This is a genomic window from Pantoea sp. PvP021 (assembly GCF_054056055.1).
Genome location: NZ_JBSRXX010000001.1, coordinates 312,293 through 325,266, shown reverse-complemented (window position 1 = coordinate 325,266; position 12,974 = coordinate 312,293). Strand labels below are relative to the sequence as shown.

Sequence of the window (12,974 nt, the reverse complement as noted above, 5' to 3'; positions counted from 1 at the left end):
ATCTGAAGAACCGGCCTCTCTGGCCGGTTTTTTTTTGCCCGGAATTGCGATCCAGGTCTCACTCTTACCGCTAAGCCTTTACGCTCTTTTGCCGATGTTATGCCTTATAACAACAGCCTCAAGAGAGCAAGGATATGAACACTGCACGAGATAATAATGGACAGAAAAGCGCAGGCATCTGGCAGAATCTCCGCCTGGTGCCGCTGTTTAGCCTGATCTTCGGCGGCATTTTGCTGCTGTTCGCACTCTGTATTGGTGTCGCCAGTTACTTTCTGATTTCCGGCAATCACTCCCTCGATGATGCCACGGACGAAATTCAGGTTCGTATGGGCCTCTCTAACAGTTCAAACCACCTGCGTACTGCGCGCCTGACCATTATTCAGGCCGGTGCCGCCGCGCGTATTGGTGAAATGGACGAGTTTCGCGCCAATATTGCCGCCGCCGAAAAACGGATCCAGCAGGCAAAAGATGGCTTCGCGATTTATCAGGCACGTGAAGTAAAGACGCCCGCTGATATGGAACTGGATGCCACGCTGCAGGCTCGCTTCAACGATTACATTACCAAAGGCCTGATACCGATGATTGAATCCGGTAAACAGGGCAGCTTTGAGGGCATCATTGCTCAGGAGACCGATGTCACCCGCAAGCTGGATGACGACTATAACGCGGTGTTGCTGAAGGCGATCAAGATCCGAACTGATCGCGCCAATGCCATTACCGCCCAGGCCGATCAACAGTCGCGCATCGGCTTTATCTCCATGGCCGTGGCATTCAGTGCCGCCCTGGTGCTGGTGCTGTTGACCTTTGTCTTCCTGCGCCGCGTGGTGATTAATCCGCTGCGTCAGTCGGTGCTGCGTATCGAACGCATTGCGCAGGGTGATCTGACCTCCGCTCCCCTGCCCCATGGCCGGAGCGAGATTGGTACGCTCATCCATAACCTGCAACTGATGCAGCAGGCGCTGGTGACCACCGTTGGTACGGTGCGTGAAGGCGCCGTCGCGATTTACCAGGGCTCCAGCGAAATCTCAGCCGGTAACACCGATCTCTCTTCACGCACCGAGCAGCAGGCTGCGGCACTGGAGCAGACCGCAGCCAGCATGGAACAGCTTACCGCTACGGTGAAGCAGAACGCCGAGAATGCGCATCACGCCAGCCAGCTGGCCGCGGATGCCTCGGGCAAAGCGCGCAGCGGTGGCGAGCTGGTGAACAGCGTCGTGAAAACCATGACCAATATTTCCGGCAGCTCGAAAAAAATCGCTGAGATCACCAACGTCATTAACAGTATTGCGTTTCAGACCAACATCCTGGCGCTGAATGCGGCGGTAGAAGCAGCGCGTGCTGGTGAGCAGGGTCGGGGCTTTGCGGTGGTGGCCAGCGAAGTGCGTAATCTGGCCCAGCGCAGCGCGCAGGCGGCGAAAGAGATTGAATCGCTGATTGCTGAGTCCGTCACGCTGATCAATGACGGTTCGCATCAGGTCGGCGCAGCCGGTAGCACCATGGGTGAGATTGTCGAAGCCGTACGGCGCGTTACCGATATTATGTCGGAGATCGCGGCGGCGTCAGACGAGCAGAGCCGTGGTATACAGCAGGTGAGCCAGGCGGTCACCGAAATGGATAACGTCACCCAGCAGAACGCCTCGCTGGTGGAAGAAGCCTCCGCTGCAGCGGCCTCGCTGGAAGATCAGGCGGGTAAACTGACGCACGCGGTCGCGGCATTCCGCCTGCAGGACACGCCTGCAACCGCAGGTGTCGCTGCGCGCGTCTCTTCACCGGTAAAGACACCGACTCTGGCACCCCGTCCGGCGCTGGCAGGCGGCAGCGATAACTGGGAAACCTTCTGAGGTCATACCGGTTAACCGTCAGCGGCTGATGTCAGCCGCGTAATCTCCGACAGCAAAAAGCCGCCTTTCCGGCAAACGGAAAGGCGGCTTTTTTATTGCGCGTCAGGCTCAGGCTTCGTGGTAAGGCTCGACGAAAATGCCATCCGGCTGGTGCGTCTCGTTAAAAAACCAGATGCCCAGCGGATAATCTTCCAGCGCCACCAGGAACATGGTGCCTTCATTAAACGGCTCCATAGCCAGAATGGTGCCAACACGACGCGGGCCGCCATCGGTTTTGACGCTGACGCGGTCATTTACCTTCATTTCGGTTCTCCAGATTATTGACTGAGTACAGTCTAAACGAAGAACCGTGGTGATGCAGCGCGTTAGCGGCGGGCAATGACCCAGACGGCGTGGATGATACCGGGGATATAACCACAGAGTGTCAGCAGGATATTCAGCCAGAAGGCGCCACCAAAACCAACCTGCATAAACACGCCCAGTGGTGGCAGCAGAATAGCGATAATAATTCTTAAGATGTCCATAACCATTCCTTTAGGTATTGATAAAAATCAGCTTTATTATCAACTATAGCTGAATCTGCTCTGTTTAGTCGAAAAGTCAGGTAAATCTGAGTAAGGAGAAACTTTTGCAATTTCTTAACATTTCACCGCAAGACTTCTTACGCGTCAGACCTTTAAACTCCTCTCACTGCATCACCCCCATAGGTGCAGCCAACCTGAAAGTAACAAGGATTTTGCCCGCGCAGCGCGGGCTTTTTTTTGCCTGCGATCTCTCCGCTCCCGCCTTTCTGCCCTGCGTTCTATACTGATTACTCTGTTTGCTCTCAGGAGTCAGAAAATGACAGACGAAAAACAGCACGGCGATGCTCAGCCATCCGATCTGCAGATTGATGTCGAAGGTTTACTGGCGGCGATTCAGGCCAGAACGTCGGGAGAGGTACGGGAGTATATGGAGCAGGATCAGACGCCACGGCTGGAAGTAGAAGGCCGGGTTTTCCACTCCTATAGCGAACTGGCGGAGGCGTTTGAAATTGATATTTGTGATTATCGCGCCTATGAAGCGAACCGCTGAAATCGATTTCAAAAAAAACCCGGCGGGAAGGCCGGGTAAAAAATCAATTCGTTACACCAGGGAATTCTTAACACCTCTGCAGATTACCCTTTCCGGACGCCGAAACAAGCATCAGATATGCACGTTTCTGCAACCGATCGGGTAATTATGGAGCGACTGTTACCAAAAACACCGCGCCCGCCAGTCACTTAGCCCTGCACACTTCTTGCATACCCACTTTTACTGCGGTTTCGTTTTAAGAATTATCCTGGATTTCCAGCCAGCGTAGCAGGAAAAAAAGTGTGAGCCATATTCAACTATAATATTGAAAAATCGCCGCTTTAGCCGCGAACGTGATGAAAGGAGCCTGTAAATGCCCGATCTCCACCAGCCGTTAATGATAATTACCGATCTGGATGGTTCGTTACTCGACCATCATACCTATCGCTGGGATGCGGCCACCGAATGGCTCACCACGCTCAGGCAGTACGCTGTTCCGCTGGTCATCTGTTCCAGTAAAACCGCAGCCGAGATTATTCCGCTGCAAAAAAGGCTTGGCATCAGCGGTTCACCGTTTATTGCTGAAAACGGTGCCGTGGTGCAAACGCACGATCAGCAGCGGATCCGCCTGCCTGATAACACGCTGACCTATGACGCTATCTGCCAGCGGCTGGCTGCCTTGAAAACAGCGTACCGTTTTACCGGCTTCCATGACTTCTCTGATCCGGAAGTGGCCTCGATGACCGGCCTGAGCGAGGCGGATGCAGAACTGTCGCGTCAGCGCGATGCGTCAGAAGTGATTGTCTGGCGCGACAGTGACGAGGCGTTTGACCAGTTCCATGACGCACTGCGTGCAGAGGGCCTGGCGCTGACTCAGGGCGGGCGTTTCTGGCATGTGATGCCTGCGGGCAGCGGCAAAGGCGAAGCCCTGCGCTGGCTGCTGGCGCATTCACCCGGTGAGGCACGCGTGACCATCGGACTGGGTGACGGCCCTAACGATGCGCCGATGCTGGATGCGGTTGATTATGCGGTCGTGATTAAGGGCTACAGTAAAACACCGGTGACACTCAGCCGCTCCGATCAGCAGCAGATCTATCACACGGCTCACCATGGCCCAGAGGGCTGGCGTGAAGGACTTGACTATTTTTTGACTCAACCTCAATAAGCTGCCCACGGGCATTAAAAGGATGATGCGATGAGTGACTTTTATCAGAATGGCGTAATCACCAACTTTCACAACCTCACCCACCGTAGCGTGGAGTCGCTGGAAAAAGAGATGGTACGCTTTGCCCGCAAACGCAAAATGGGGCTGATCCTGCCATCGCTGTTTTCCGAACTTGAAGGCCCGGCGCTGACGAAAATTGTCGATGAGCTGGCTAAAGTGCCCTATCTGGATGAAATTGTGATTGGGCTGGATCGCGCTGACCGTGACCAGTTCCTGTTTGCCCGCGAGTTTTTCTCCCGTCTGCCGCAACGGCATCGCATTCTGTGGAACGATGGCCCGCGTCTGAAGGCGATTGATGCCGAACTGGATAAAGAGGGTCTGTCACCCACTAATCCCGGCAAAGGGCGCAACGTCTGGTTCTGCACCGGCTATACGCTGGCGTCAGACCGTACCAGCTGTGTGGCACTGCATGACTGCGATATCGTCACCTATGAGCGCGGAATGCTGGCACGCCTGCTCTACCCGGTGGCGAACCCGGCGTTTCAGTATGAGTTCTGTAAGGGGTTCTATGCGCGCGTCGCGGACGGCAAGCTTAATGGCCGCGTGGGACGTCTGCTGGTGGGTCCGCTGCTGCGATCGCTGCAGAAAGTTTATGGCCATTCAGAATATCTGGAATATCTGTCGAGCTTCCGCTATCCGCTCTCCGGGGAGTTCGCCATGCGGACGCATGTGCTGAACGGGATTAAAATCCCCGGCGACTGGGGGCTGGAGATTGGCGTGCTGTCGGAGATTTATCGTAACTACACCACCCGCCAGTCGTGCCAGGTTGAGATCGCCGATAACTACGATCACAAGCATCAGCCGCTGGCTGAAGATGACGGCACCGGCGGCCTGAAGCGCATGAGCAGCGATATCGTCCAGTCACTGCTGCGTAAGCTCGCCACCATGGGTGTGCCGCTGACCAGCGACTCGTTCCGGGTGCTGAAAGCGACCTATTATCGTAATGCGCTGGATATGATGGAGACCTATAACCACGAGGCGGCTATGAACGGGCTGAAGTTTGATCAGCATGTGGAAGAGGCAGCGGTAGAGATGTTTACCCAGTCGATTCTGGAAGCGGGTCAGGCGTTTATTGAGCGTCCTAACGATAAGCCGTTTATACCGAGCTGGAGTCGCGTCCAGTCAGCCTTCCCGGATGTGCTGCAGCGGATCTATCAGGCGGTTGAAGAAGATAACGACGGTAACGTCTGAAAACAGGGCGGCACAGGGAGTGTGCCGGGCCAGAAAAAGCAGAAACCGGGCCTGGCGGGTCGCAGAACCCACAGGCCTGATGCTGTCAGCCCGCCAGTTGCTGCGCGGGATTCAAAGCGCAGAGTTCATCGCTGCGAAAGGCTTCGCTGCGCACGGCATAGCCATCATACCAGCGGCACTCCACCATGCCACTCGCGTAGCCGGTCACCACCATCGTCTGCCCCTCTTCCTTATGCTGTACTTCTTCACTGATTGCGAAAACCATGATGCGCTCCTTTTATTAACCTGAGTGTTATTAACCTGAGTGATTATTTTCTTTATAGCAGGCGAATAACGTTCCTGCCTGTTAAGGCACGCAAAAAAAGGGCAAATTCGGAATTAATCAGCTGGATATGCGGAAAATAAAAAAAGCGGATAAAAAAACTTATCCGCTTTGATGAAGTATTGACGCTGACGTCAGATTTTACAGCCTTCGCAATCGGCTTCGTCGCCGAGATCATCCGGCACTTCGCTGGCTTTTTTCTCTGCTTTCGCTTCAGCCTGCTCCAGTTGTGCGTCGATATCAAATTCAAACATGTCGTCGTTCATCGTCATTCTCCTGACCGTAAATCACAGTGCGCTTTATACCGATTTTCCGCGCACTCTGGCAATAAGGTTGACCACTAACAGCACGATCGACCCAATGATAAAGCCGAGCACCAGGTTGGCGCCGTTGCTGAGCAGCATAGCGATCCAGCCGCTGAAGCCACTGCTGACTTCCTCGATGAGATGATGCAGCGGTGCGATGCCGTGCACCACAATACCGCCGCCGACCAGGAACATGGCGATGGTACCGACCACCGAGAGGATCTTCATCAGCCAGGGCGCGGCAGCCAGCAGCACGCTACCCAACCCCTGCGCAAGGCGAGACGGTTTCTCACGCAACCAGAATCCGAAGTCATCAATTTTGACGATGGCCGCCACGATGCCGTAAACGCCCACCGTAACCAGAATAGCGATGCCTGCCAGGATAATCACCTGGTTGAGCAGCGGCGATTCCGACACGATGCCTAAGGTAATCGCGACAATTTCGGCTGACAGAATGAAATCGGTGCGCACCGCGCCTTTGATCTTCTTCTTCTCAAACTCTGCCGCATTCTGATTCGCCAGCGAATCGAGTCGCTGCTGACGCGCTTCCGGTGATTTGCTCTGCTTGTCATGCTGCAAACTGTGCATCACCTTCTCCACGCCTTCGTAGCAGAGATAGGCACCGCCAATCATCAGCAGCGGCGTAATCAGCCAGGGCGCAAACGCGGAGATAATCAGCGCCAGTGGCACCAGGATCAGTTTGTTAAGAAACGATCCTTTGGCAACGCCCCATACTACCGGCAGCTCACGGTTGGCTTTCACGCCGCTGACCTGCTGAGCATTCAGCGACAAATCGTCGCCCAGTACGCCAGCGGTTTTTTTCGCCGCCACTTTCCCCATGACGGAAATATCGTCCAGAAGTGTTGCAATATCATCAAGTAAAGTCAGTAAACTGGTTCCCGCCAAAATCTTATCCTTAGTCTGGTTCGTTATGTTGACAACATGGGCAGCGCTCAATTTCCGTAACGGTCATCTCGGCGATGCCCTCACAATCCCACTCTACCCGCACCGTCTCGCCTGCTGCTCCTTCAGCATGCAGATATTTGCTGACCGGGCTTTCGGTCATGCCGGTGATCTCCTCCGTGGCGACAAGCCTGTCACCGCAGTAAACCCGCGCGGTCGCTTTGGTATTCACCATCCGCTCGTCACGAATCTGGTAAAGGCGTTTTACCGTCAGTTTTATGCTGCTCATTTCAGGCTCCTGGCCACGGAGAAAGCGCAGATCTAACCAATTATGTCTGTGATTAGCAATCGGCGTTGTAATGATGAATGCCCTGATGGTCGACTTCGGCACTCTCCGGCATCGCCAGCAGCCACTCCTCCAGCCGTTCCAGCAGGTCCTGATCCGTCAGGCGCAGTTTGCCACGTAGCGCACACTCCCAGATGATCAGCACTTTCCAGCCGCTCTCCTGCAGCTGGCGCACATAACGCCGGTCACGTTCAACGTTGCTGTTGATTTTGCCGGTCCAGAATTCTGTGCGCGTCGCCGGCAGTTTAAACAGATAGCAGTGATGACGATGCCAGAAGCAGCCATGAACAAAAATAATTGCCTGATGTTCTGTCAGAACGAAATCGGGCCGTCCCGGCAGGTTTTTATCCTGCACGCGAAAGCTGAACTCCCTATCTTTCAGCAGCAGCGCAATACGTTGCTCAATGGCCGTATCCTGAGCGCGAATGGCACGCATATTTTTGCTGCGTATTTCGCTGGAGTGAACATCAGCCATAACCTCTCCTTTTTTGCTGGTACTTCAACTTTAGCCTGCGCCACGAAAAGCGAAAGCCGCCGCCCGACGACTTCACACAGTGTGCCGCAAAAACAGAACATTCCGGGGGGCTGACACAGGGCACATCCAGGCAATTTCCTCACAGCGTCTGGAGTGATAGCATAGGCACCTTACTGTTAAGGAAAAACGCATGCATCCCGCCGCCCTCGCTGAACCACTCTCTGCTGCACTTTCATCTGCTGATGCGTCTGAACTCTTTCAGCAGGTGCTGGCAATCTATTCGGTTCGTGATCTCACGTCCCGCCTGCAGCAGTCAGGATTTTCCTGCTGGACGCCGGCACTCCTGAACCGGATTCGTCAGGGTAAAACCGCCCTGCCACCGTTATGTGAGGCGGAACTGTCGCTGTTACAAGGGCTGCTGCCGACCCGACCCGCCCATTATGATAATCCCGAATTTCGTTTTATCGATCTCTTTGCCGGTATTGGCGGCATTCGTAAGGGGTTCGAGGCGATCGGCGGCAAATGCGTATTCACCAGTGAATGGAATAAAGAGGCGGTCCGCACTTACAAAGCCAACCACTACAGCGATCCGCTGGAGCATCACTTCAATACCGATATCCGTCAGGTCACCCAGCCGGAAGGTCTGACTGACGATGAAGCGATATACCGCGCGATTGATGCGGCAATCCCCGATCATCAGGTGCTGCTGGCCGGTTTTCCCTGTCAGCCCTTTTCGCTGGCGGGCGTCAGCAAGAAAAATGCGCTGGGTCGTGCACATGGCTTTGAGTGTCAGGTACAGGGCACGCTGTTTTTCGATGTGGCCCGTATCCTGGCTGCCAAGAAGCCGCCGTTCTTTGTGCTGGAGAATGTGAAAAACCTCAAGAGTCACGACAAGGGCCGCACCTTCGCCATTATCATGGAGACGCTGGATGAACTGGGGTATGACGTTGCGGATGCGGGTGCCAGCAGCCCGGATGCCAAAGTGATCGATGCGCGTCACTTCCTGCCGCAGCATCGCGAACGCATTGTGCTGGTGGGTATTCGCCGTGACCTGAAAAAGCAGGATTTTACGCTGCGCGATATCCGCCGTTTCTACCCGGCGCAGGTACCCAGCCTGCAGAGCCTGCTGGAGAGTGCGCCGGACGACAAATATATCCTGTCACCGGTCCTGTGGCGCTACCTCTATCAGTATGCGAAAAAACATAAAGCCAAAGGCAATGGCTTTGGCTTTGGCCTCAACGATCCGCGTAATCCTGACTGCTGCGTGCGTACGCTGTCAGCGCGTTACTACAAAGATGGCTCAGAGATCCTGATCGATCGCGGCTGGGACAGTGCGCTGGGCGAAGCGGAGTTTCAGGATGCCGATAACATGGCGCGTCGGCCACGCCGCCTTTCCCCGCGCGAGTGCGCCCGCCTGATGGGCTTTGATGTGCCAGGCCGCGAGCCGTTCCGCATTCCGGTTTCGGATACCCAGGCTTATAAGCAGTTTGGTAACTCGGTGGTAGTGCCTGTGTTTGCAGCGGTGGCTCAGCTGTTACTGCCACATATTCGTCAGCTGAAGTCGTAATCACCGTGAAATGAAAAAACCCGTCTGGCGACGGGTTTCAGGCTGATGAAGAACTCACATCAGGCGAGTCTCACAGCAACAAATAAGCTTAACTCGCAGGGAACACGGTCAGAATAGGAAAGCGTCCCGCGCCAGGGACAAAAACGCCGGGAGCGTTTTTGAACAACGCAAAGCGTTGGCCCAGATATGGGCGCACCTCAGGGATGAGGTGCGTAATCGCGCGGGCCGAGCATGTCATGGATGACGGCTTTTGCGTCTTTCCGATCTGACCGTGTTCCCTTCGCAGGCACAGTCTCACAGCGAAAAGGTCCAGCCTTTCTCCAAAGTAAAAACCCGTCTGGCGACGGGTTTCTGTTTTATTTCTTCTTCTTGCTCTGCTTCTTCAGCAGCAGCCGAATCTGCTTCAGCTCTGTTGCACTTAGTGCATCGGTCTTCACGTCAGCGGCACTGGATCCCTCAGTCCCCTCTTCAGTGATGTCCTGATTATCAATCGCCGGATGTGGATGCGTTTCCAGACTGGCCTGCAAACGTTGCACAATCTCCTGGCTCATCGAAATCTGATTTTCCAGCGCCAGCTGTTTAATCGTTTCTTTCAGCTCAGGATCAATTTTAATTGTTAAATTAACAGTTTCAGTCATCGGGCAGCTCCTTTTTGTTATTGCTACAAGCTACCGGATGACCGTTTCGATTAACATACTGTCACAAAAATTTAATATTCGGTTTGTAAAGGTGTGAAGTCCCGCAGCACACCCTCATCCATTCCCACCAGATTGCCCTGCAGCTCGGCATAAAGCTTAGCCATATAGCGTACCAGGAAATCGGCGTTATGCTCAGCCAGCATGCGGCCGGTTTCAGTGTGCATAGTTTCCGGCAGACGCAACAACTTCTTCTGGAAATGATCCAGCGTCCACTTAACATCATTCAGCTCGCGATCTTTACCCAGCGGATCCTGGCTGTCGAACAACGGCCGATTCAGCGCACCGGCGGTGTAGAAGACCCGCGCCAGCCCGATCGCGCCCAGCGACTCCAGCCGATCAGCATCCTGTACAATTTTAGCTTCCAGCGTCTGAGGCGGTATGCCGGCGCTGAAACTGTGGGTTTTAACGGCATGCATCACGGCATCAATCTTTTCAGCCGGGAAATCGAGAAAGTCCTGCTGCAGAATGCGCTGGGTTTCCGTCGCGGCATAGGTAGAGGCGAGATGACGTTCCGGATGGTTCTTCGGCAGATTCACCACATCGTGAAAATAGCAGGCGGTCAGCACCACCAGCGGATCAGCGGGCGTGCCGTTCATGATTCGCTGTGCGCTCATCCATACACGCCGCAGATGGGCGATATCGTGCGCGCCGTCGTCGTGGATCCAGTTCGCCTGAAACCAGCTTTCATAGCGAGATTGCCAGAGTGTAAGTGACATAATCTATCTCCCTGTAGTGATCGACAGCAGTTTTTCTGTCGCGATCAGTGCGCAAACGGCAAGCCATCATAGCGACTGGCTAATGACACTTTTTTTACAGTGCAGTTGAAAAGAGCAGCGCTGCCAGCGATTCCGGGCAGAAAAATGAGATCTGGATCATCTGTATAGCATCTCTGTTACACAATAACCGCAATTTCGGCTGTTTTCAGTCTTTCCTCAGTGAATTGCTGCTAAGAAAATTAGTTTAACAGGCGTAATGTTTGGTTCGATCTTAACCAACTTCCTGCCTCATGCTCAGCGTTTTTTTGTCACGCGATTAAGTGTAAAACTGCACGTTATGACAGGTGAAAAAGTCTGAAAAGGTTCCTATTTTTACGGTTATAACGTACTGTATCCGGGCTATTCGTCGCTTTTTGCCAGTTGCGTGATAAGCTTTGGTGCGCTTTTTGCATTTTGCTGGTTTTTAACTACTAAAGTGACAATTATACAGTGACAGTCAGCCTACAAATTATTAAGCAAAATGATTTAAAGCTTTTATGATAACTCTCAGATGTGAAGCAAATGGACTTTTACAGCAGTAACCGGGTTCTACTAATAAAAAGAGGTAATCCATGAAAGAACGGCCGATTCTTTTTTCCGAACAGCGTGTTCGTGCCCTGTTGGTTGGCCAGCAAACGCAAACCCGGCGCATTATGAAAACTCAGGCTTTCGGTCCGGGACAGGATCATCACGAGGGCGTACACGCTTTCGATGTGAGTGCTAATCATCTGCATGGTTATAAAATGATGTCGATGACGGACATCAGCTATCAGTGTCCTTACGGTAAACCGGGTGACGTGCTCTGGGTGCGTGAAACCTGGCGTGGCCCGATGGTACCCGAGCAGTATCTGGCCGATTATGAACGCGACCCGACGCCCTTCCGCCAGCCAGAATATTGCCAGTATCGTGCAGACAGCAACGAGCTCGGCCAGCATGCACTGAGCACGCCGGAAGCGGAACAGTTTGGCTGGCAAACCGCCATTCATATGCCGCGCTGGGCCAGCCGCATCAATCTGGAAATTACCGGCGTGCGCGCCGAGAAAATTCAGGACATCAGTGAAGATGACATTATGGCGGAAGGTGTGCAGACCGATTCGCACTTCCTCAACAACTTCTTCACCATGAACGTCAATTCTGAATCGCCCAAAGAGGCGTACCGCAAAGCCTGGGAAAAACAGTATGGTGCGACCAGCTGGGAAGTGAATCCCTGGGTGTGGGTAATTGAGTTTCATCGTATTGAGCGCAACTGACGCCCCGGCCCCACGCTTTGCGGGCTGAATCACAGACAACGACCGTGCTAACAGGTTGAATAGACGGCCCTTAGCCCTGTCGCCAGATGAACAGTGCCAGCATGGTGTTTCGATGCTGGCATTTTTATGTCTGGCGCGTCAGGATAGCGAAATAGTCCGGTTCTGTGCGGGAGTTGCGATGTTTAAATGGCCCTGGAAAACGCATAACGACGCCACCCTGGCCGCGCTGCCATGGCAGCATGGGCTGGCGCAGCCGATATTCAGCCAGCTGGATGAGGCTGAACAGCAGGCGCTGGTTGAGCTGGCGCAGCGCTTTCTGCAGCAGAAAAAGCTGGTGCAGCTCGACGGTGTTCAGCTGGATGAACTGCGCAGTGTGCGGATCGCCCTGCTGTTCTGCCTGCCGGTGCTGAAACTGGGTCTGGAGTGGCTGGACGGTTTCCACGATGTCCTGATCTATCCCGAGCCGTTCGAGGTCGACGATCAGTGGCAGGATGACGATGGGCTGGTTCACAGCGCGCCTGCGGTTCACGCCGGACAGAGCTGGACGCAGGGGCCGGTCGTCCTCAACTGGCTCGATATTCAGGACTCGTTCGATCTCTCCGGCTTTAATCTGGTGATCCACGAAGTTGCGCACAAGCTGGATGCCCGCGGCAGCGGTTACACCAGCGGTATTCCGGTCATGTCGCTGCGTGACGTCGCCCTTTGGGAGAAGGACTTGCGTGCCGCGATGGCGGAGATAGAGAGTGAAGTTGAACTGGTGGGTGAACAGGCCGCCACGATCGATCCCTACGCCGCCAGCGATCCCGCTGAGTGCTTTGCCGTGCTCTCTGAATATTTCTTTACGGCTCCGGTTCTGCTGGCCGAACGCTTTCCCGCCATGTATCAGCATCTGCGCCAGTTTTACCAGCAGGATCCCCTGCCCAGAATCGCCGCTGACACTGCGCAAACTGCTTAAATCACGATCGCTTTGCGTTAAAGCTAGCCAGTTGAATGATAATGTATTTTTTGCTGTTGACACCTTAGAGCGACGCCGTTAATATTCG

General features: G+C 54.1%; 16 protein-coding genes. 7 read left to right on the top strand and 9 right to left on the bottom strand.

Annotation, left to right across the window (positions count from 1 at the left end):
* Positions 1-134: 134 nt before the first annotated feature.
* A complete protein-coding gene (locus tag ACVKSX_RS01360; RefSeq protein WP_354438236.1) occupies positions 135-1,841 on the top strand; it encodes a methyl-accepting chemotaxis protein in 1,707 nt (568 codons plus the stop codon).
* A 108-nt stretch (positions 1,842-1,949) separates the two neighbouring features.
* Here the strand turns inward: ACVKSX_RS01360 and dsrB are convergent, their stop codons facing one another.
* Both dsrB and ACVKSX_RS01350 read right to left on the bottom strand, forming a co-directional pair.
* Positions 1,950-2,144 (bottom strand): protein DsrB, encoded by a 195-nt coding sequence (gene dsrB / locus ACVKSX_RS01355; RefSeq protein ID WP_010670857.1) that lies wholly within the window; start codon positions 2,142-2,144, stop codon positions 1,950-1,952.
* 62 nt (positions 2,145-2,206) lie between these two features.
* Positions 2,207-2,365, bottom strand: coding sequence for a YqaE/Pmp3 family membrane protein (locus ACVKSX_RS01350; RefSeq protein ID WP_010247691.1), 159 nt, complete (start codon positions 2,363-2,365; stop codon positions 2,207-2,209).
* 316 nt (positions 2,366-2,681) lie between these two features.
* On the opposite strand from ACVKSX_RS01350, the gene ACVKSX_RS01345 reads away from it, so the two are divergent.
* The 3 genes from ACVKSX_RS01345 (at position 2,682) to ACVKSX_RS01335 (ending at position 5,310) form a co-directional block, all read left to right on the top strand.
* Positions 2,682-2,915, top strand: coding sequence for a DUF2525 domain-containing protein (locus ACVKSX_RS01345; RefSeq protein ID WP_010247694.1), 234 nt, complete (start codon positions 2,682-2,684; stop codon positions 2,913-2,915).
* 352 nt (positions 2,916-3,267) lie between these two features.
* Positions 3,268-4,059, top strand: coding sequence for a mannosyl-3-phosphoglycerate phosphatase-related protein (locus ACVKSX_RS01340; protein WP_022625472.1), 792 nt, complete (start codon positions 3,268-3,270; stop codon positions 4,057-4,059).
* 30 nt (positions 4,060-4,089) lie between these two features.
* The gene (locus ACVKSX_RS01335) at positions 4,090-5,310 is read left to right on the top strand and encodes a glycosyltransferase family protein (protein ID WP_010247700.1); all 1,221 of its coding nucleotides are present in this window, start codon (positions 4,090-4,092) and stop codon (positions 5,308-5,310) included.
* Positions 5,311-5,395: 85 nt separating this feature from the next.
* Here ACVKSX_RS01335 and ACVKSX_RS01330 read toward each other — a convergent pair whose 3' ends face one another.
* The 5 genes from ACVKSX_RS01330 to ACVKSX_RS01310 form a co-directional block, all read right to left on the bottom strand.
* Positions 5,396-5,575, bottom strand: a complete 180-nt coding sequence (locus tag ACVKSX_RS01330) for a YodC family protein (protein ID WP_010247703.1) — start codon at positions 5,573-5,575, stop codon at positions 5,396-5,398.
* A gap of 191 nt (positions 5,576-5,766) precedes the next feature.
* Positions 5,767-5,898: a hypothetical protein gene (locus tag ACVKSX_RS01325; protein WP_003854444.1), complete on the bottom strand. Its 132-nt coding sequence runs from the start codon at positions 5,896-5,898 to the stop codon at positions 5,767-5,769.
* 33 nt (positions 5,899-5,931) lie between these two features.
* Positions 5,932-6,843, bottom strand: a complete 912-nt coding sequence (locus tag ACVKSX_RS01320; RefSeq protein WP_010247708.1) for a DUF808 domain-containing protein — start codon at positions 6,841-6,843, stop codon at positions 5,932-5,934.
* Between the two features lie 10 nt (positions 6,844-6,853).
* Positions 6,854-7,129, bottom strand: a complete 276-nt coding sequence (locus tag ACVKSX_RS01315; RefSeq protein WP_010247711.1) for a hypothetical protein — start codon at positions 7,127-7,129, stop codon at positions 6,854-6,856.
* Between the two features lie 52 nt (positions 7,130-7,181).
* Positions 7,182-7,661, bottom strand: coding sequence for a very short patch repair endonuclease (locus tag ACVKSX_RS01310; RefSeq protein ID WP_354438232.1), 480 nt, complete (start codon positions 7,659-7,661; stop codon positions 7,182-7,184).
* 190 nt (positions 7,662-7,851) lie between these two features.
* Between ACVKSX_RS01310 and dcm the strand changes: the two genes are divergently transcribed.
* Complete coding sequence (gene dcm, locus ACVKSX_RS01305; protein WP_223563980.1) at positions 7,852-9,228, top strand: DNA (cytosine-5-)-methyltransferase; 1,377 nt, start codon at positions 7,852-7,854, stop codon at positions 9,226-9,228.
* A 356-nt stretch (positions 9,229-9,584) separates the two neighbouring features.
* On the opposite strand, the gene ACVKSX_RS01300 is transcribed toward dcm, so the two are convergent.
* Positions 9,585-9,866 carry an Arc family DNA-binding protein gene (locus ACVKSX_RS01300; protein WP_010247717.1) on the bottom strand — a complete coding sequence of 94 codons (282 nt, stop codon included), beginning with the start codon at positions 9,864-9,866 and terminating at the stop codon, positions 9,585-9,587.
* 71 nt (positions 9,867-9,937) lie between these two features.
* A complete protein-coding gene (locus ACVKSX_RS01295; protein WP_010670862.1) occupies positions 9,938-10,642 on the bottom strand; it encodes a phosphohydrolase in 705 nt (234 codons plus the stop codon).
* Between the two features lie 611 nt (positions 10,643-11,253).
* Here ACVKSX_RS01295 and ACVKSX_RS01290 point away from each other — a divergent pair.
* On the top strand, positions 11,254-11,931 hold the full coding sequence (locus ACVKSX_RS01290) for an ASCH domain-containing protein (protein WP_010247721.1): 678 nt from the start codon (positions 11,254-11,256) through the stop codon (positions 11,929-11,931).
* A 178-nt stretch (positions 11,932-12,109) separates the two neighbouring features.
* Complete coding sequence (mtfA, locus tag ACVKSX_RS01285) at positions 12,110-12,886, top strand: DgsA anti-repressor MtfA (protein WP_320513450.1); 777 nt, start codon at positions 12,110-12,112, stop codon at positions 12,884-12,886.
* Positions 12,887-12,974 lie beyond the last annotated feature (88 nt).

Excerpts from the sequence above, each read along its gene's own strand:
- ACVKSX_RS01360 (WP_354438236.1), top strand. The coding sequence starts at position 135 with ATGAACACTGCACGAGATAATAATGGACAGAAAAGCGCAGGCATCTGG.
- dsrB (WP_010670857.1), bottom strand. The coding sequence starts at position 2,144 with ATGAAGGTAAATGACCGCGTCAGCGTCAAAACCGATGGCGGCCCGCGT.
- ACVKSX_RS01350 (WP_010247691.1), bottom strand. The coding sequence starts at position 2,365 with ATGGACATCTTAAGAATTATTATCGCTATTCTGCTGCCACCACTGGGC.
- ACVKSX_RS01345 (WP_010247694.1), top strand. The coding sequence starts at position 2,682 with ATGACAGACGAAAAACAGCACGGCGATGCTCAGCCATCCGATCTGCAG.
- ACVKSX_RS01340 (WP_022625472.1), top strand. The coding sequence starts at position 3,268 with ATGCCCGATCTCCACCAGCCGTTAATGATAATTACCGATCTGGATGGT.
- ACVKSX_RS01335 (WP_010247700.1), top strand. The coding sequence starts at position 4,090 with ATGAGTGACTTTTATCAGAATGGCGTAATCACCAACTTTCACAACCTC.
- ACVKSX_RS01330 (WP_010247703.1), bottom strand. The coding sequence starts at position 5,575 with ATGGTTTTCGCAATCAGTGAAGAAGTACAGCATAAGGAAGAGGGGCAG.
- ACVKSX_RS01325 (WP_003854444.1), bottom strand. The coding sequence starts at position 5,898 with ATGAACGACGACATGTTTGAATTTGATATCGACGCACAACTGGAGCAG.
- ACVKSX_RS01315 (WP_010247711.1), bottom strand. The coding sequence starts at position 7,129 with ATGAGCAGCATAAAACTGACGGTAAAACGCCTTTACCAGATTCGTGAC.
- ACVKSX_RS01310 (WP_354438232.1), bottom strand. The coding sequence starts at position 7,661 with ATGGCTGATGTTCACTCCAGCGAAATACGCAGCAAAAATATGCGTGCC.
- dcm (WP_223563980.1), top strand. The coding sequence starts at position 7,852 with ATGCATCCCGCCGCCCTCGCTGAACCACTCTCTGCTGCACTTTCATCT.
- ACVKSX_RS01300 (WP_010247717.1), bottom strand. The coding sequence starts at position 9,866 with ATGACTGAAACTGTTAATTTAACAATTAAAATTGATCCTGAGCTGAAA.
- ACVKSX_RS01295 (WP_010670862.1), bottom strand. The coding sequence starts at position 10,642 with ATGTCACTTACACTCTGGCAATCTCGCTATGAAAGCTGGTTTCAGGCG.
- ACVKSX_RS01290 (WP_010247721.1), top strand. The coding sequence starts at position 11,254 with ATGAAAGAACGGCCGATTCTTTTTTCCGAACAGCGTGTTCGTGCCCTG.
- mtfA (WP_320513450.1), top strand. The coding sequence starts at position 12,110 with ATGTTTAAATGGCCCTGGAAAACGCATAACGACGCCACCCTGGCCGCG.